Below are 18,595 nucleotides of genomic sequence, written 5' to 3'. Positions count from 1 at the left end.
TACCTCGCAGATAGCGGGGGCGCCGTATGGTAAAGGGTCACGCGCGTATACGCGCGTGTGGCGGTCCGCGTCGTCGCCCGGTGTTCGCGGTGGGTACCCGGAGGCCTGCCTCGCCCCCCTTTCTCAGCAAATGCGCAAGAACCAAGGCCGTTATTTGAAGAAGTGCTGGAACGTGAAGCTGAACCCGCTTTGGCCTTGGAGTGGTTCGCCCAGAAGCACGGGGCCAAACTGCTCTCCGGGCGTCGCGAAGAGCCGCAGCTGCCCCGTCTGATAGAAGAAGGAGAGCGACGCGTCGTTGAGTGCATTCGGCGCGAACCTGATCCCAAACGTTTGGCGACTCGACAGGCCAAATGTCGAGGAGTAGACCGCGGTCACCGTTTTCCCGAGCACGCGGCGCACCGAGACGCCGAAGTTGCCGAAATATCCCAGCGTGAAGTTGACGTCGCTGACGCCGAGCGTTTGCCCGAGCACATTCTCGAACGGTGCGAGCAGTCCCGATGCAAACTGCGCGTTCAGAATGCTGAAGGCTTCTTGGCTTACCGTGATCGTGCCGTTGCGTTGCACGAAGACCCCGCCGGGAACCGGCGCGTTGTTGATCGCGGCGGCCGCGCCGCCTGGGATCTGTACCTCGTACGGATTGAATTGGATGCCGCTGATGAACCCGCCAAACGGAGCCAGCATCGCAATGATCTGCTCGCGTGAGTACCCCAGCGGATCGGACGTAAAATCGATCTTGAGATTGTCGACCGGGCCCGAGACGGCGATGGTGATCGTTGCGGATCCAAAGGGATTACGGGCGACGTCGGGGTCGGGATTCACGACGGTCGCCGTCGCGATCGCGTGCAACGTCGGAACGATGCCGTCGGCCGGGTCGAACGACACGCCTCCTTGCACGACGCGGAACGAGCGATCGAAGTAGGTGAGCGTTCCACCGCTGGACAGGAAACCGCCCGAGAGCGTCGGTGACGAGAGCGTTCCCGCGAGCACGGCGCTGCCGGTCCCGCTGATGTCGAGTCCGGCGCCGTAGCCGGAGCCCCGCACGCGCACGTTCTGGCCGGCATTCAGCTTCAAGTTAAAAGCGAGCGGTAGATTCAACGCGGTGCCGCCGGCGCCGGCAGCTCCCCCCACGAACGCCGCGAAGGGAATCGTCGTGTTCGTCATCGTCAGATCGCCGGAGAGAAGCGCGTTGCCGCTGCTCCGAGCGAACGAGAGATTGCCGCCGATAGTCGCGCTGCCGTAGGTCGGCGAGTTGAACTGCGCGCCGTGCAACGTCATCGCCCCGTCGAACGCCGGCCCCGACGCGCCCGCGAGGTCCGCAGTGCCGGAGAGCGCGACGCTTCCCGACCCTGCGTTGGCGGTGAAGCGGGTGAGATCGACGCGCGCGCCGGAGAACGCGAGCGTTCCGGCGGCGTTCGTCACCGGCGCCTCGTCGAGGAGGCTCGAGTACGAGCCGTGCGCGACGCTGATGCTGCCCGAGATCCGCGGGTTCTCGACCGTTCCCGCAAGATCGACGTTCGTCGCGATGACGCCGCCAAGCTTCGTGTCGTGGCCGAAGAGCGCATCGAAGACGCTGGCGTCGACGTCGCTGGCGTCGAGCGTGAAGTGTACGGGCGTGTTCTTCGGGAGGCTGAACGGCTGCAGGCGCAACGGCACGTCTCCGGAGATCGTCGCTCGCCCGCGCACGAACGTCGCTCCCGCATCGTAAACCTCAACGCGGTTGCGCTGTAGCCTCACGGATGCAAACATCGTTGCAATCGGTACGCCTGCGATGCGAACGTTCTGCGCGCTCAAGCGTGCGTCGAGCACGGGCACTGCGAAGCTTCCACCCACCCGCAACGTTCCCTGAAAGGCCCCGCTCACCGGGACGTGCGCGCGTGTGACCTCGGCGAGAAATCCGGAGAGGTCGTCGGTCTTTGCATCGACCCGCAGATCGACGGGGTCGGTGCCGCGCAACCCGACGCTGCCGGACGCGTCGGCCGCGATGCCGGGGCCTTGAATTTGCGCTTGTTCGATCTGGAGGCGACGCCCGTTCGAGCCGAAACGCACCTGTAACAGATCGATTGGAAATCGCCCGAAGGTTCCGTCGCGCAGGCGCGCTGAGCCCTGTAAGCTCAGCGCCGGATAGGTGCCGATCATCCGGGCACTGCCGAATGCGCGTCCCGTGATCGGCACTTGCGGAAAGCCCAGCGCGGAGACCCAAAGACCGAGGTCGAGGTTGTCGATCGAAGCGACGAGATTGTAGCGCGATCGTTTGATCGTATCTTGCCATCGATCTGTGGGAGAGAGCGCGACCGATCCGCGCGCGCGCAGCAAGCCCTCCGCGCCGCCGACCGAGAGGTTTGCGCGCACGACGTTACGGCGACTCGACCACCGCGCGACGGTGTCGCCGATCGGCAGACTGCGAAATCGAAACGCGCGCACGTCGATGTTACCGCTCGTACGTACGTGCGCTCCCGCTTCGGCAAGCGACGCGGCGATCGAGCCTGTGCCCGCCAGCGTGTCGCCCGTATCGAAGAAGTTGTTGAAATCTGCAAAGTCCGCGGCGGACGCGCGGATCTGCAGCGCGCCGCTCCGCGGTGCAACCGCTGCATCGAATCCCGTGAGCGTCGTTCCGACGAGGACGCTCCCGTTACGAATGCTGATTCCGGATCCTCCGGCGGCGAGCAGGCCGCTGGCATCGAGGAAGGGCAGTCCGTTGATGCTTCCCGCCGGGACGCCGATGGTTCCCGTGACGCTCGGTATTCGCCCCGAACCCGCGATGCGCACGTCGGCCTCGAACGTTCCTTGCGCGTAATACGAAGGAAGGCGCAGCGCGCGTAGCGCCGCGGCGACGTCCCCCGCGGGCGCTACGGCGTGTAGGTCGAAGCGCGGGGCCGACGTGTCGACGGCGTCGATGGAGCCGTCGGCAAATCCGTAGATGCCGGACATAGCTGCGACGACGCGATCGAACGTAACGCGCGAGCCGGTGAAATTGACGCCGGCACTTCCCGCGAGCGGATATCCTTGAACGGCCCCGTTTGCGATGCTCACCTCGCCGGAAAACGACGGCAGCGGAGCACCCGCAAAGAGCGTCCCCGCGACGGCGAGACGGCCGCGCTCGAGGGGAATTCCCAGCGCGCGCAACGATCCCGCATCGACGTCCTCAGCGACGAGCGCGAGCCCATTTGGCGCGCTCGTGCCGGCGATGCGATAGTTTCCCGCCGCAACGACGTCGCCTCCGCCGGCACGAGCGTGCGCGGAGTAGACGTGCACCGCATCGTTACCGACCAGGAGCGTGCCGTCGGCCTCCGTCACCGGTACGCCGTCCACGGATGCACGCTCGAGACGCAGTCCGCTCGCTTGAACGATGATTCCGTCGCGCTCGATTCCGAACGCGACCTCTCCGTGCACGTCGCCGCGCGCATGAACTCCGGAGAGAAGCGGCGCGAGCGCATCGAGTCGTCCGTCAAAGCGGCCTCGCGTGAGAATCTCGCTGCCCGAAAAAATGCCGGCTCCCGAGAACCTTCCCCAAGGCCCGGTCGCGGCAATGCGGTCGATCGCCGCGCCTCCCATCGTTCCGTCGAAGCTCGCCGTGACCGCGTCGAAGGGGACGGAGGCAATCGCCGCCCCTTCAGCCGAGACACGTCCCGCAAGCGCGACGGTGCCGGCCGCAGCACCGCCGACGATTCCGATGCTGCGCACCCTGCCCGCAATGGGCGGCATCTGCGGCAGCGTGACGCCCGGCAGAGTTCCCGCCGAGCTGCCGTGCATGGAAACGTCGTCGGCAGCGATCCAGAAGGCGCTCGTTCCGTTCGGACGATCGAGATGAAACCCCGCCGCGAGATCGCCGGCGCCGGCGTGCATCCAAAACGGCGCGACGTTCGCGACGCCGTTCGGTCCAAAATCGAAGAGCGCAGCGGCATCGTTCACGCCGCTGCGTGCCGCGAGCGATCCGGTGACGCGCACGAGAAGATCGCTTCCGTCGATCGCCGCGTCCCCGTTCAACGGCTCCGACCCGAGGAGCGCTCCCGCATAGGGCAACCTGCTCGCCGGCGCCGTGAAGTGCAGCATCATGCGCTCGCGAATATGATCGCCCAGTTCGAGGGTGCCTCGCCCGGTAGCCGCGATTCCGCCGTACCGCAAGCGCAGAGGCGCAAACGCGACAATTTCATGATGGTAGACGACGCGCGCACGCAAGGCATCGAAGGGGAATCCGCGATACCACACGCGCGGTGCGGTCGCGTCCGCGACGACGCTCGGGTCGCCCAGCGCTCCCTCAACCAGTATCCCGAGCGTCAGCGGCCCCGCGAGCGGCTGATCCACCGAGAAACGAAACGCTTTGCGAAGCTGCGCCATGTCGCCGTTGCCCGTGACCGCGATTCGGATCTGCGCGCGCGAGAAGTTGAAGATCGAGCCCTCGGCCTGCAGCGGAATGCCGACGAGCGTCGCGTGGAGACCGCGCAAAAAAAACGTGTCGTCGTACAAGGCGAGCCGGCCGCGGATCCCCTCAACGGGATGGATGAGGCCGACGAGCTTCAGCCGCCCGCCGACGAGGTCGAAACCGAGCGAATACTGATAATCCAACGCACCATCGGGTTTTCTTCCGACGGCAAAGGCGCTCGCGTCGAAACCGTGCGCGCTGCCGCCGAGCACGTTGACGTCCTTCGAATTAATGAAGAAGTCTGCGACGGCCGCGAGCGGGAACGCGCGCGCCCTCATGCGGTGATCCGCATACCCGAGCGTTTGATCGATCGTGCCGCGCACGCTGAACGGCTCCGGCGTGCGCTCGATGAAGGCCCCGGTCGCTGCGTACTGCGTGCGCCCCGCGGTGTCGATCGTACCTCCGAGGTCGATTCCTCTCGCGACGAGCGGCGCGCCACCGCCCTCTTCGCGCACCGTTGCCGACGCGTCGCGAACGCGCAGAAAGAACCGCAGCGGGACCGCGTTCGGTGCGGGCGAGAGCGTGGGCAGATGCGGCCCGGGCGCGTGGATCGGCAGATCGTCGCTGCCGTCGGCGTACTTGACGAGGGCGATCGCGGGCCGCTCCACCGCGATGCCGACGAGGCCGAACCGCCGTTTGCTGCCGGGCAAGAGATCGCGAAGGGAGTACCAGACGTCGATGCGGGGTGCGGCAAGAACCGTTACGCCGCGCCGCACGAGCCGCAGGCCGATCAGCGCCGCGTGAGAGCCGCCGATACGCTGATCAGCCAACCCCACGTCGTCGCCGGTTGCCAGCGCAAGCGCGTGCGTCAGCACGAAATGCACGACCTCGTGGCGCTTCGCAACGCCAATGCCCAGCAGCACCAGGAGTATCGCGAGAGGGACCACGACGTGCTTGCGCACGGCTACCAGTATACCCGACCGCCGGGACGCCCTCCCTCAATTCGCGGCCGCGCCGGGGGCCGCCGCCTCAGAGATCGAGGTTCTTTACACTCTTTGCATATTCAAAGATGTACTGCTTGCGGGGCTCGACCTTCTCTCCCATGAGATCCGCAAAGACTTGCAATGCTTCGTCGGCGTCTTCGACCGTGATGCGCTTCAGGCGGCGATTTCCGCTCTCCATCGTCGTCTGTGCGAGCTGCTCGGCATCCATTTCGCCTAAGCCCTTGTACTGCTGCACGACGAACTCTTTGCCGTCTTCACCGATGATCGACTTGAGCTCCGGCTCGCTGAACGCCCACCACTGCTGCTTGCCCTTGCGGACGCCGTAGAGCGGCGGCTGCGCGATGAAGACGTGCCCCTCCTCGATCAGTGGCCGCATTTGCTGATAGAAAAACGTCAGCAGCAGCGTCCGGATGTGCGAGCCGTCGACGTCGGCATCGGTCATGATGATGATCTTGTGGTAACGTAGCTTCGCGAGATCGAATTCGTCGCCGAAGCTCGTGCCGAGCGCAGTGATCAGCGTCCGAATCTCTTCGTTTGCGAGCACTTTGTCGAGGCGCGTCTTCCAAACGTTCAGAATCTTGCCGCGCAACGGCAAGATCGCCTGGGTATTCGGATCGCGGCCTCCCTTCGCGGTGCCGCCGGCTGAGTCTCCTTCGACCAAAAACAGCTCCGACTCGCTCGGATCGGTGTTCTTGCAGTCGACGAGCTTTCCGGGCAAGCCCGAGCCTTCTAACGCGTTCTTGCGGCGCGACAGATCGCGCGCTTTCTTCGCCGCGTCGCGCGCGCGCTGGGCCTGCATCACCTTATCGACGATCGCCCGCGCGAATCGCGGATTCTCCTCGAAGAAGAACTCGAGGCGCTCGTTGACGAGCGCGTACACGATGCTGCGGACCTTCGCGTTACCGAGCTTGGTTTTCGTCTGGCCTTCGAACTGCGGTTCTTGGAGCTTCACCGACACGACCGCGGTGAGGCCCTCCATGCAGTCGTCGGTCGAAAGCGAGCTATCGCTCTCCTTGAGAGCCCCGCGCTTGCGCGCGTACCCGTTGACCGCGTTTTGCACGGCCGTGCGAAAGCCGAGCAGGTGCATGCCGCCTTCGGTCGTGTTGATGTTGTTCGCGTACGAGTGGAGGATCTCGGTGTACGTGTCGGTGTACTGCATCGCAACCTCGACGTCGACGCCGTCGCGTTCTGCATGCGTCGACACGATGGGATGCAGCGGATCGCGCTTCTCGTTGAGCCATTCGACGAACGAGACGATCCCGCCGTCGTATTTGTACGTTCGTTCCCGCAACGGCTCTGCGCGCTCGTCGCGCAGGGCGATCGCGAGGCCGCGATTCAGGAACGCGAGCTCGCGCAGCCGCTTCTGCAGCACGTCCCAATGGAACTCGCGCGCCTCGAAGATTTCGCTGTCCGGCTTGAACCACTGCAGCGTCCCCGTCTCTTCGGTCTTGCCGAGCTTCTTGAGCTTCTGGACCGTGGTGCCGCGCTCGAACTTCATCTCCCAGAGATAACCGTCGCGCTTTACGCGCGTCGTCATCTCCTGCGAAAGCGCATTGACGACGGAGATGCCGACGCCGTGCAGTCCTCCGGAGACCTTGTAGCCTCCGGCCTTGCCGAACTTGCCGCCGGCATGCAACATCGTCATGACGACTTCGACCGCCGGCTTCTTCTCCTCGGCATGTAGGTCGACGGGAATCCCGCGTCCGTCGTCTTCGACCGTCACGCTGCCGTCCTTGTGCAACGTGACCGACAGCTGATGCGCGTACCCTGCCAGAGCTTCGTCCACCGCGTTGTCCACGGCCTCGTATACGAGCTGATGGAGTCCTCGCTCGGACGTATTTCCGATGTACATACTCGGGCGCTTGCGAACGGCTTCCAAACCACGCAAGACCTCGATCGCTTCACCCGTGTATGCCGTTGCCATCACTCTCTAACTTCATATAATAGTGCAAAAATCTCGTCTCCGAGAACCGCGTGCATCGTCTCCGGCGCGATGCGCTCCGGCTCGAGCCCGCTCTTCACGATGACGTAGGAGCTTGCCACGAGCCGTTCGCGACGGTCGCGCGACAGGCGTTTGGCACGCGCGGCGCGTGCGAGCGTCTCCCACCAGCGCGCCAACAGGCGCGCGCGTATCGTCTCGTATTCGTCCCTCCCCAAGCCGTCGACGAGCGCAGCGATCCCGGCATAACCGAGCCACGGCACTTCGAAGAGCAGCCGTGTCACGAGCCGCTCTCGCTCTTGTGCTGCGGCGATCGCGCACGCGGCGCACGTCGCGCGCTCGCCGGGCGGGACCAAGCTCGCGCATCTGCCGCATTGCTTCCACCCGGCGTCCTCTTTCGCCCGCCGAGCGCGCGTCACGTCGACTCGAAACCGCGCGATTGCTTCTTCGGGCGAGGAGGTCGCATCGCGAGCCCTGACGCGTCGGCGCGTGCCGCTGCCGACACTCCCGCGAATCACGCGTGCGGCGGCAGGGCGTACGAATCGACCACCGCGGAAACGCAACCTCCGCACCTCTTTCAACCCGAATCGCTCGCGAAGCGATGCGAGAATGCGCTCGGAAAGAAAGCTGAGCTGCTCGCTCCAGGCGCTCGAACGGGTAGCGACGACGAGCGCGTCGCCGGCGATGCGCACCGGCTGCGAGTTGCGCGCGACCTCCGCGCCGACGACCTGCGGCCACGCCGCGCTCACGCGTGCGAGCGGATCCCCGCCCTCCTCCTCGCCTCGCGGCGACCAGCTCGCGAGCGCTTCCCCCAGCCGCTTCAGCATGCCGCGGCTCGTCGCACCGCGGCGGCTTCGACGAAAAAGACCGTACCGCGCTCGGGCAGGCCGGCGGGGCGATGGGTCGCCGTTACGTACGCTTGCTCGTACGCGCCGACGCCGCCGAGAAATGCTGCCGCACGCTGTTCGTCGAGCTCTGAAAGGAGATCGTCGAGCAAGAGGAGCGGCGTCAACCCCGAGCGATCGCGCATGACGGCATATTCGGCAGCCTTAACCGCGAGCACCGCCGTGCGCTGTTGCCCCTGCGAGCCGAAGGCTGCCAGCGGCCTCTCGTCGAGCACGAATGCCAGGTCGTCGCGATGGGGCCCGACGACGGTCGCGCGCCTGGCGCGCTCCATCGCACGCGTCTCGCGTAGCCGCCGCGCAATCGATTCCCGGATCTCCTCGTCCGACTGCTCGCCGAAAGGCACGTTGGGCAGATAGCGCAGCTCCAGCCGTTCCGCCCCTCCCGACCATCGTGCGTGCAAGCTGCTCGCTTCGCGATCGAGCGCCGCGACGAATGCGCGCCGCGCGATCATGAGGCTCGCACCGCTGCGCACGAGCTCGCTCTCGTAGGTTTCGACAAGGGTTTGGTCCGGCTCGCCCGGCGCGCGCAGCAAGGCGTTCTTCTGCCGCAGGGCTCCTAGGTAACGCGCGAGGTTCGCGTAGTAGGCGCGCTCCTGCTGCGAGAGGGCGGTGTTCAAGAACGCACGCCGCAGGGCAGGCGCGCCGGTGACGAGCTGCAGATCCGACGGGATGAACGTCACGACCGAGAGCGTGCCCAGAAACGTCGCGTACGGGACGCTGCGACCGCCCCGGCTGAAGGACTTCCTCGCGCCGGTCTCCGTCCGTAGGATGCTGCACGCAACGCGCAGCCGCTCGCCGTCACGCACCACCTCTCCGCCGATTGCCGCGCGCTCTTCGCCGTTGCGGATCGCGTCGGCATCGCGACCCGCGCGAAACGACTTTCCTACGCCGAGCATCGCAATGGCCTCGAGCAGATTGCTTTTGCCTTGTGCGTTTGCTCCGATGAACACGTTGAGACCGGGTTGCGGTTCGAGCTCGAGGTGCGTGTAGTTGCGAAAGTTCGAGAGCGAGATCCGCTCCAATCTCACTGCCGAAGCGGCATCAGAACGTAGAGCTGTTCGACGCCGGTATCGCCTTCTGCAGGCCGGATCGCAGCGGGTGAGAGCGGCCCCAAGAACTCCATGACCGTACGCGGTCCCTTGACGTGATTGAGGATGTCGATCAGGTAGCGCGCGTTGAACGCGATCGTGAGATCCTCACCTTGCTGCTCGACCTCGATCTCCTCGTACGCATTCCCGGAGATGTCGGAGCTCGCCGTAACCACGAGCGTCTGGTTCGCGATGGCGAGCTTCACCATCGAGGCGCGGTCGCCGGCGACGAGCTCGGCTCTGCGCAATCCCGCAATCAAGCTCGCAGTGTTCACCGTGACGCGTCGATCGAACTTCGCCGGTATGACCTGTTGGTAGTTCGGATACTGTCCGTCGACGAGCCGCACCGTCACTGAGACGTCTCCGGCCGAGAGCTGTAGCTGATTTCCGGCAGCTCCGAGCGCTCCGATTGCGATGCTCTCGGCGCTGCCGAAGTTACGCGCAGCTTCTGAGAGAGCCCGCGAGGGTACGATGTACCGCTCCTCGCCCGAGATTCCCTCATCGAGCGTCGTGCGGTGCTTTGCCAGGCGATAGCCGTCGGTCGCGATCATCGTCAGGGCGCCGCCGCTCACCTCGAGCAACGTTCCCATCAACACGGCTCCCCGTGCCTCCTCGTTCGAGGCCGCAAAAATCGTCGATTCCACCGCCTCGCGAAAGCGCTTCGCCGACATCGTGAACTGCGACCCGCGTGCGGCCGCCGGAAGCGGCGGATACTCCTCCGCAGGCAGCGCGTGAAAATCATAGTTGCTTCGCTCGCATTTCACGCTCGCGCGCGTCGGCGTCCCGTTCAACTCCAGTTGCGCCGCCGGTAAGTTCCCGAGATAACTCGAAAAAAGCTTCGCCGGAACCGTCACCGCGCCGCCTTCGGCCACGTCCGCCCGAAATGCCAGCTCGAGCGTGAGCTCGAGATCCGTTGCGCGAGCGACCACGCGGCCGTCTTCGGACTGCAGCAGAACATTCGACAATATCGGAACCGTCGTGTGGACGTTCACGATCTTGCTTGCAGCGCCGACGGCCGTCGCGATGTCCTTGGTATTACAGGTGAACTTCATCTTCCACCGATCGTTAGAGCGTGTATCGTGCCGTCGTTAGTAATTTACTAACGTAGTAGTAGCAGTAGTAGAGCGGTGTAATCTGTGGGAAAGCGGGAGAGTTGCCGTTACGCATACGTTTGCGGCCGGCACATCATGTGTACGAGTATGCACCGATCTTCCTGTTCTCCACTGTTCGCATCGACGTGCGTTGTTATCCACGCTGCCAAGACCACCTCTGTGGGCACGAGGTGAGTCACGATGTTTGACACAGCGCCATCAGCTGCACGATTTTGTTGCGGTAGGCTTCGTCGCGCTCGATCTGGTCTTTGATCTTGTCGCGCGCGTACATGATCGTCGTATGATCTTTCTTGCCGAAATCGCGCGCGATCTGCGGCAAGGAGTAATCGGTTAGGGTCGTTGCGATGTACATGGCGATCTGCCGGGGGCCAGCGAGACGCTGATCGCGGCGGCCGTTATCCATTTCCTTGACGGTAAGACCGTACGCGCCGGCAACGGTTTCTTTGATCTTCGCGATGGTAACGCGCTGGAGCGGCGCTTGGGCGACGGCGCTCTTGAGCACTTCAGCTGCGAGATCGGTCGTGATCGGCGCCTTGGTCAACGACGCGTACGCAACGACGCGGATGAGAGCGCCCTCGAGCTCGCGGATGTTCGAAGGGATGACTTTTGCGATGAACGACGTGACATCGTGGGGCACGGGAATGTTTTCGCTCTCCGCCTTCTTGCGAAGGATCGCCTCGCGCGTCTCGAGGTCCGGGGCCTGGATGTCCGTTTGAAGGCCCCACTCGAACCGCGAACGCAGCCGCGCTTCGAGCGTCTGAATGTCTTTGGGCGGCCGATCCGACGAGAGCACGAGCTGACGGCCGGAACTATGGAGATCGTTGAAGGTGTGGAAGAACTCTTCTTGCGTCGTTTCCTTGCCGGCCAAGAACTGCACGTCGTCGATGAGCAATACGTCGACTTGCCGGTAGCTTTTGCGGAACTCCGGCGTACGGTTGTTCTGAAGCGCGATGATGAACTCGTTGGTGAACTTTTCGCATGAGACGTAAAGCACGTTTGCGTTCGGATTGTCCACGAGCACGCGACGACCGATGGCGTGCATCAAGTGCGTTTTGCCCAGCCCGACGCCACCGTAGAGGAAGAGGGGATTGTATGCTTTCCCCGGCGTGCAGGCTACTGCTTGCGCCGCAGCGTGCGCGAACCGATTGGACGCTCCGACGACGAACTCTTCAAAGGTATACCGACCGTTGAGATTACCCGGGCGCAACTCTTCGCTTCCGCGTACCGGGCCCAGCGTATGCGGCGCCGACGCATCGGCGATGACGAATTGGAGATCGACGGGGATTTGCAGCGCGTCGCGGATGGCATCGGTGATGTCGGTTTTCAGTCGGTTCTCGCACCAGTCTCGCGCGAAGGCGTTTTGAACCGCGAGCGTCAGCTCCATTCCGTCGAGCGCGACCGGCCGCATAGGCTTGAGCCACATGTTGAAAACCGGCTTCGTGAACTTGCGGTCGAGGGCGTCCAGGACGGTCTGCCAGAGCTCGTTCGAGATCCCTGCATTTCCAATCGCCACCGCCGCCATGTGTCTGCTCACTCTCCCACGCAAACTAGATGAGCGCCCTTGCCACAACCCGGGTCGCAGTTCGGGTACGAGGGCGCATCGAGTTGGCGCAATGGGCCCTCGCTCCTGCGGAAAACATCCACGACCTTATGCACTTATCCACAGGGTGAATAACGACCATTTTCCGGCCTTTTCCGGGCATCGAAAACAACATTTCCATGCCATCGATAATTGCGTTCGAAGCCAGAGCCCACAAGGCTTTGCGCTGCACGGCAGGGGGTGCTTGCAAGCGGGCTTTCCACAGGCTTGTCCACAGGTGTGGAAAGGCTTGACGGTCCGGCGCCGCGACCGGTATACTTGCGCAGCCTGCCGCCACGCGGAAGTATCCGCGCGGCCGGCGGCAATGCCTACCGGGAGTTCGATTGAATCATGAAGCGGACGTACCAGCCGCATAACCGCCGGCGCAAGCGCGTGCACGGCTTCCTCGAGCGTATGCGGACGAAGAACGGCCGCCGGGTCCTTGCGCGCCGGCGCAAGAAGGGCCGCCACCGCCTCAGCGTCTGATGGTGCCGTCACCCGCGCAGCGGGCTTTTGCCTGATGCGCAGTTACGACGGTCTCCGCCGGCGGGCGGAGTTCGCCTCCTTGCGGCGCCATGGCCGACTCGTTTCGCGCCCGACGATGCTCGTCTACCGCGCCCCACTCCCGCTCGAAATGCGCGCCCACGCCGGAATCACGGTAGACACGCGCGTGGGAAACGCGGTGGTTCGCAACCGGGTGCGGCGGCGTATCGCCTCGGCGTTGCACGACCTTCTGCTCGCTCGCCGGTCCGAACGATTGCTCGTGGTCGCGCGACCCTCCGCGGCGCAAGCCGATTTTCACGCGCTTCGCAGCGATTTGCGCTCCGCACTCGAAGCAGGGTGAGATTCATATGATCGTCAGGATCGTTGCCGTCCGTCTTATTCGGCTATACCAGCGACTGGTTTCCCCGTTGTTGCCTCCCAGCTGCCGCTTTTACCCGAGCTGTTCGCAGTACGCAGCCGATGCGATCGAAGCGCACGGCGTGCTGGCCGGCTCGTGGCTCGCCGTGGGCAGGCTCGCACGCTGCCATCCTTGGCACCCCGGCGGCGTCGATCTGGTGCCGGCGCATCGCGCGCGGCGCGGTGAGAGCAAGGGCTGACCTTGCACGTTCTCGTCGCGTCGTGGCTCGATCCGTTCGTTGCCTTCCTGTGGTGGATTCTTCAAGAGATCGACCATGTCGTCCACAACTTGGGCTGGAGCCTCATCCTCCTCGCCGCACTGATCAGGGCCGTCTTTTGGGGACTGAACGTCAAGCAGTTCAAGGCGATGCTCTCGATGCAGCGCATCGCGCCCCGGATCAAGGCGCTGCAGGAGCGCTACAAGGGCGACCAACAGCGCATTCAGCAGGAGACGATGGCGCTCTATCGGGAGGCCGGCGTCAATCCGCTCGCAGGCTGCCTGCCGATGGTCGTGCAGCTGCCTATTCTGTACAGCGTGTACTGGGTGATCGCGCTCAACGACACGATCAAAGACAAAATGTGCGCCGGCACGACGCCACCCACGTGGTTCGCATCGTTCCCGTTGCACGCGCAGCTGCACGCGATGTGCTTCGATTCCCAACACTTCTTGTGGGTCGGCACGGCGCTCGCCAAGCACTATCCGCTGATCTTCGGCGCGAGCCTCGCCGCGCCCGACGTGCTCTTGCTCGCGCTGTATGCGGGTTCGATGTACTTCAGCATGCGCTACGGCAGCGTGCCCTCCACGGACGAGCAGCAAGCGCAGATGCAGCGCGTCATGGCGATCTTCTCGCCGCTGCTCCTCGCGTACTTCGGCTGGCGCGCCAAATGGCCATCGGCGATGATTCTCTACTGGTTCTCGTACAACGCGTTCACGATGGCCCAGCAGGTCTACATGTTGCGGCGATATCACCAACCGCTCTCGGTCCTGGACTCGGAGCACGTCGCGACCGCGGATGGGGAAAAGAAGGCGCTCGCTGCCGGTGACGGAGCGGCAAAACAGGCGGTCGCTGCGAGCGGCCCAGCGGCGGGCGACGGCGAGGTCGTGGGCGAAGCGCCTGCTTCCGCACGGCGCCGCCGGCGCAAACGAAAGAGAAAGAAATGATTTACGAAGATGACTACGAGTTCGAAGAGCAACCCCCGCACATTCGCGACCGGCAGATACCCGGAAAAGGTGACGCGCGACCTCCCGTCGTGCGCCGCCGCGCGCGAACCGAGAGACCGCGCGCCGCGCAAGCGCGCGACGTACCCAAAGAAGCCGAAGGCGCGCGCGATCTCCTGCGCGAGATTCTCGAACGCATGGGCGTGGCGCCGATCGACATCGCGTTCATTCCGCGGGAAGAAGGCGAGTACTTCGAAGTCACGGGGCCGGATCTCGCCGCACTGATCGGGCGGCGCGGCAACACGCTCGAGGCGCTCAATCACATCTTCAATAACATCATCAACGCGGGCGTTCGCAGCAACCGCCGGTACTACACGATAGACGCAGAGGGGTATCGCGCGCGCCGTGCCGACCATCTGAAGGATCTCGCGCTCTCGGTGCTCGAGCGCTGCGTGCGTGAGAAAACACCGCAGTATCTCGATCCGATGTTGCCCTCGGAACGGAAGATCATTCATCTCGCGCTCGCCAACAGCGATGTCGTCCGGACGGAGTCCGAGGGCGAGGAGCCGGAGCGTCGAGTCGTGGTCTTCCCGCGTTAGGCTTTACGGAGCATCCATCCCCACGCATCAACCGCAGCGGATAATCTATCGATATAGACAGCGATCGTCGCTCGGAATTGCGGTTCTGATGCTCGCGTTGATCGTGCTGTGGAGTTGGGCGTTATGGGATGCGCTCGCGAGCGCCGGCGGGTGGATGCTTCCGGTGCGCGTAGCGGGAGGCGCAACGATCGTGCTGCTGCTCGTGATGACGACGCTTTCCTCGATGACGATTCGCGTGAAGGAGGGTGAGGTCGAGTGGTGGTTCGGCGCCGGATGGCCTCGCGGCCGCGTCCTTCTCGACCGGCTCGTCGACGCGTCGGCAACGCGTGGCCCGGTTTGGCAGGGTTGGGGAATACATTTGACGGCCGCGGGGTGGCTGTGGAACGCCCCAGCGCTCAACGCGGTGCGCCTGCGCACCACCGGATCGCACCTCGTGCTCATCGGAACGGATCGCCCGCAAGATCTGCTCGACGCGATCGCCCGCGCACGCTGGACCGGCGCCGCGTGAGACGGTGACGATCGCCGCGATTGCGACGCCTCCGGGTCGCGGCGCAATTGCAATCGTACGCGTCAGTGGCCCGCAGGCAAGCGCGATTGCGATGCGCCTCACGGGAGTGAGCGCGCCGCTGCGTCCGCGTCGCGCATACGCCGTCGACCTTCACGACGCGGGCGGAGCGTTGCTCGATCACGGCGTCGCGCTCTTCTTCGCGGCCCCGAGGAGCTACACCGGCGAGGACGTGCTCGAGCTGCACGTGCATGGAAGCCCCGTCGTCGCGCGTTGCGTCTTGGAGGCGGCGGTCGAGGCCGGAGCGGTTCCCGCAGCGCCCGGCGAGTTTACGCGGCGAGCCTATTGCAACGGAAAGATGGAGCTGAGCGCGGCCGCGGCGGTCGCGGATATCATCGGCGCGGAGACCGGCGCCGCGGCTCGTGCTGCAGCGGCGAATCTCGCAGGCGGTCTCGTTGCGGAGATCGATCGCCTGCGCGGCGTCGTGCGCGGCGTTCTCGAAGAGCTCGAGGGAGCGATCGATTTCCCAGACGAGGTGCCCGATCCAGAGCGCCTCGCGCTCGATGCGACGGTGGCCTCAGCCGAAGCCGACCTTCGCGCGCTGCAACGGGCGGGCGAGCTCGGTCGCGTCGTGCGCGAGGGCGTGAGCGTTGCGATCGTCGGTCCGCCCAACGCTGGAAAGTCGTCTCTGCTCAACGCGCTTCTGCACGAAGAGCGCGCCATCGTCTCCGCGATGCCCGGCACCACGCGAGACACCATCGAGGAAGCGCTCGTCGTCGACGGCGTGCAAGTGCGTTTGATCGATACGGCGGGAATTCGGGTGCACGCGGACGCGGTCGAATCCGCCGGGATCAAGCGGACGATCGATGCCGTCTCGCACGCGCGGATCGCGCTCGTGACACTGGACGGATCGCGGTTGCCCGGGCCCGCCGAGCGCGATGTGCTCGAGCGCACGCGGGGCCGCGAGCGCATCGTCTTCTGCAACAAGGCGGATCTCGGCGTCGAGGGAGCGCGAGCGCTCGCGTCGTGCGAGCCGATCGTGGGCAGCGTCTACGATCCCTCGACGCAGGACTCGATACGCGCTGCGATCGCGCGCATCGGATGGAACGGCGAGACGATCGATCTCGCCCGGCCGCATCTAGCCACGGCGGCCGAAATGACGGCCGCGGCGCAAGCGCTCGCCGCGCTCGCCCACGCCAGGGCGACGCTTGCGGCCGGCGAGCCCGTGGATCTCTGCGCGGGTGACCTTCAGCAAGCCGTCGCCGCGCTCGGGCATGTAAGCGGTGAGGCCGTTGCCGAAGAGGTCATCGACGGAATCTTTGCTCGCTTTTGCATCGGGAAATGATATGATCGGCGTTCTTCGGAGAAACTGGTGGGCGATCGCGCTACGAGGCGTCGTCGCATTGCTTTTCGGCCTGCTCGTCTTCGTCTTTCCGCGTGAAGCGGTCGTCGTGCTCGTGCTCCTCTTCGGGGCCTATGCAGCCGTCGACGGCGTCTTCGCCATCCTGTCGGCGGTGCTCGCGGAGCAGGCGCACGAGCGATGGTGGCCGTTCGTCGTCGAGGGTCTCCTCGGTCTGGGGATCGGCGCACTGACCTTCTTCCGACCCGGCATGACCGCGCTGGCGCTCTACGTCGTCATCGCCGTTTGGGCCATTGCGACCGGAATCGTCGAGATCGTCGCGGCGATCCGCGTCCGCAAGACGATTGCGGACGAGCTGATGCTGCTCATCGGCGGCATCGCGTCCGTCCTGTTCGGCGTCCTGATGATCATCTTTCCGGCCGTCGGCGAGGTCACGGTTATCTGGCTCATCGGCTTCTACGCCGTGCTCTTCGGGGTCTTGATGATCGCCTTCGCGTTGCGCGTACGTGCGCACAGCGCGTAGGCTCGCGCTCGTCTTCGTCATCGCCCTGAGCGCGTGTACGCGCACGCATCGAGCGTGGGGCATACCCGGTGAGGTGCGCATTGCCTACCTCGGTACGATCTACACGCTCAATCCACTGATCGCATTCGGGCAACGGTTGATCGATCTCACGCAGCTCTACGCGCAGCCGCTCGTGGGAGTAGGGCCAAACGACGCAGCCGTTCCGGTGCTCTGCGCGACCGTTCCTACCGTTGCGAACGGCGGCATCTCGCCGGACGGCCTCACGATCACGTATCGCCTGCGGCGCGGCGTACGCTTCGCGGACGGCGTGCCGTTCACGTCGCGCGACGTTGCGTTTACGTATCGCGCGATCCTCGACCCGCGCAATCCGGTCACGGAAGCCGAGCCCTACCGGCGCATCGCAGCACTCACGACGCCGGACGCGTACACCGTGCGCATTCGCCTCAAGCGCCGGTGGGCGGGTGCGGTAGACGAGCTCTTCGCCGCATCGGACTATATCTTCGGCATCCTGCCGGCGCATGCGTTTTCCAGCACCGACATGGTGCACGCAGCCTGGAACCAGCACCCTTTCGGAACGGGGCCGTTTCGCGTGACCCGATGGATTCGCGGCGATCGGGTCGAGCTCGAGCGCAACCCGTACGCGCGACCGGCGGCATTGCTCGACCGTGTGATCGTGAAGATGCTGCCGGACGAGAACACAGCCTTCATTGCCTTACAAGCACACGCCGTCGACTTCACCGACATTACGTACGATCAGGTCGGACCGGCACGCGCTTCACCCGGCATCGCGGTCGTGGCCGTGCCGCGCAACGAAGTCGACGACGCGGAGTTTCAGACGCAAGGGGTGATGGGCGACCTACGGCTGCGCCGCGCCGTCGCGTACGCCGTCGACCGTGCGGCCATTGCGCGTGCCGTCTACCACGGCTACAGCCCGCTTGCGACGACCGAGATTCCGCCGCTCTTCGCACAGCACGATGCAGCGATCCGCGCGCTGCCGTACGACCCGGCTCGCGCTCGCGCACTTCTCGCGGGCAGGCACCTTACGGTGCGTATCGCGTTCAACGCATCCGAGGATACCTACCGTGCGGTGGCAACGGTTCTGCAGGCGAACCTCCAAGCCGTAGGGATCGGCGGGGTGCTGCGGGGGGCCACGCCGGCCGTGCTCTATGCGCCTCCTGCCCAGGGCGGCGTCCTCTACGACGGCCTCTTCGATATCGAAATCGGTGGCTGGTACGGGGGCCTCGACCCCGAGGCGTCGGAGCCGTGGACGTGCGCCAATCGCGCGCCAGCCGGCCCGAACGTGGCTCGCTGGTGCGACGCGCGATACGACGCCGCATTCGCCGAGCAGCAGCGTACGCTCGATCCGGCGGCGCGCACTGCGGCATTTGCGACGATGCAGCAGCGCGTGCACGACGCGATGCCGCTGATCTTTCTCGTCTACCGCACCGAGTTCGAAGCGCTCAACCCGTCATTGCGCGGATTTTCGCCGAACATGCTCTACAACTTCAGCCAGACGCAAGACTGGTCCCTAGGGAAACGCTGAAGAAGTCGCTGCACCGAGC

At 64.9% G+C, this 18,595-nt stretch carries 15 protein-coding genes; 9 read left to right on the top strand and 6 right to left on the bottom strand.

Annotated elements, in window-relative coordinates:
* Window positions 1–150: 150 nt before the first annotated feature.
* The 6 genes from VMV82_09225 to dnaA all read right to left on the bottom strand — a co-directional run bounded on the left by VMV82_09225 (window position 151) and on the right by dnaA (window position 11,942).
* The gene (locus VMV82_09225; protein HUY41732.1) at window positions 151–5,322 is read right to left on the bottom strand and encodes a translocation/assembly module TamB domain-containing protein; all 5,172 of its coding nucleotides are present in this window, start codon (window positions 5,320–5,322) and stop codon (window positions 151–153) included.
* A gap of 67 nt (window positions 5,323–5,389) precedes the next feature.
* Window positions 5,390–7,288 (bottom strand): DNA topoisomerase (ATP-hydrolyzing) subunit B, encoded by a 1,899-nt coding sequence (gene gyrB, locus VMV82_09220; GenBank protein ID HUY41731.1) that lies wholly within the window; start codon window positions 7,286–7,288, stop codon window positions 5,390–5,392.
* Complete coding sequence (locus VMV82_09215) at window positions 7,288–8,130, bottom strand: DUF721 domain-containing protein (protein ID HUY41730.1); 843 nt, start codon at window positions 8,128–8,130, stop codon at window positions 7,288–7,290. The genes gyrB and VMV82_09215 overlap by 1 nt, the downstream gene beginning before the upstream one ends.
* A complete protein-coding gene (gene recF, locus VMV82_09210) occupies window positions 8,124–9,236 on the bottom strand; it encodes a DNA replication/repair protein RecF (GenBank protein HUY41729.1) in 1,113 nt (370 codons plus the stop codon). The genes VMV82_09215 and recF overlap by 7 nt, the downstream gene beginning before the upstream one ends.
* Window positions 9,233–10,348 carry a DNA polymerase III subunit beta gene (gene dnaN / locus VMV82_09205; GenBank protein ID HUY41728.1) on the bottom strand — a complete coding sequence of 372 codons (1,116 nt, stop codon included), beginning with the start codon at window positions 10,346–10,348 and terminating at the stop codon, window positions 9,233–9,235. Before dnaN ends, recF begins: the two co-directional genes overlap by 4 nt.
* 235 nt (window positions 10,349–10,583) lie before the next feature.
* Window positions 10,584–11,942 (bottom strand): chromosomal replication initiator protein DnaA, encoded by a 1,359-nt coding sequence (gene dnaA, locus VMV82_09200; GenBank protein HUY41727.1) that lies wholly within the window; start codon window positions 11,940–11,942, stop codon window positions 10,584–10,586.
* A 396-nt stretch (window positions 11,943–12,338) separates the two neighbouring features.
* Between dnaA and rpmH the strand changes: the two genes are divergently transcribed.
* The 9 genes from rpmH to VMV82_09155 all read left to right on the top strand — a co-directional run bounded on the left by rpmH (window position 12,339) and on the right by VMV82_09155 (window position 18,576).
* Window positions 12,339–12,473, top strand: a complete 135-nt coding sequence (gene rpmH / locus VMV82_09195) for a 50S ribosomal protein L34 (protein ID HUY41726.1) — start codon at window positions 12,339–12,341, stop codon at window positions 12,471–12,473.
* Between the two features lie 34 nt (window positions 12,474–12,507).
* On the top strand, window positions 12,508–12,831 hold the full coding sequence (gene rnpA, locus VMV82_09190; protein ID HUY41725.1) for a ribonuclease P protein component: 324 nt from the start codon (window positions 12,508–12,510) through the stop codon (window positions 12,829–12,831).
* Window positions 12,832–12,841: 10 nt separating this feature from the next.
* A complete protein-coding gene (yidD, locus tag VMV82_09185) occupies window positions 12,842–13,087 on the top strand; it encodes a membrane protein insertion efficiency factor YidD (protein HUY41724.1) in 246 nt (81 codons plus the stop codon).
* Between the two features lie 2 nt (window positions 13,088–13,089).
* On the top strand, window positions 13,090–14,049 hold the full coding sequence (locus VMV82_09180; GenBank protein ID HUY41723.1) for a YidC/Oxa1 family membrane protein insertase: 960 nt from the start codon (window positions 13,090–13,092) through the stop codon (window positions 14,047–14,049).
* Entirely contained in the window at window positions 14,046–14,645 is a 600-nt protein-coding gene (locus tag VMV82_09175) for a R3H domain-containing nucleic acid-binding protein (protein HUY41722.1), read from the top strand. Before VMV82_09180 ends, VMV82_09175 begins: the two co-directional genes overlap by 4 nt.
* An 88-nt stretch (window positions 14,646–14,733) precedes the next feature.
* Complete coding sequence (locus tag VMV82_09170; protein ID HUY41721.1) at window positions 14,734–15,153, top strand: hypothetical protein; 420 nt, start codon at window positions 14,734–14,736, stop codon at window positions 15,151–15,153.
* Window positions 15,154–15,157: 4 nt separating this feature from the next.
* A complete protein-coding gene (gene mnmE / locus VMV82_09165) occupies window positions 15,158–16,495 on the top strand; it encodes a tRNA uridine-5-carboxymethylaminomethyl(34) synthesis GTPase MnmE (GenBank protein ID HUY41720.1) in 1,338 nt (445 codons plus the stop codon).
* Between the two features lies 1 nt (window position 16,496).
* Window positions 16,497–17,033, top strand: coding sequence for a DUF308 domain-containing protein (locus VMV82_09160; protein HUY41719.1), 537 nt, complete (start codon window positions 16,497–16,499; stop codon window positions 17,031–17,033).
* Complete coding sequence (locus VMV82_09155) at window positions 17,017–18,576, top strand: peptide ABC transporter substrate-binding protein (protein HUY41718.1); 1,560 nt, start codon at window positions 17,017–17,019, stop codon at window positions 18,574–18,576. The genes VMV82_09160 and VMV82_09155 overlap by 17 nt, the downstream gene beginning before the upstream one ends.
* Window positions 18,577–18,595 lie beyond the last annotated feature (19 nt).

The sequence above is a fragment of the Candidatus Dormiibacterota bacterium genome (assembly GCA_035532035.1).
GTDB lineage: Bacteria > Vulcanimicrobiota > Vulcanimicrobiia > Vulcanimicrobiales > Vulcanimicrobiaceae > Tyrphobacter.
The sequence above is the reverse complement of the archived record's forward strand: the minus strand, read 5'-3'. Positions and strand labels throughout refer to the sequence as shown.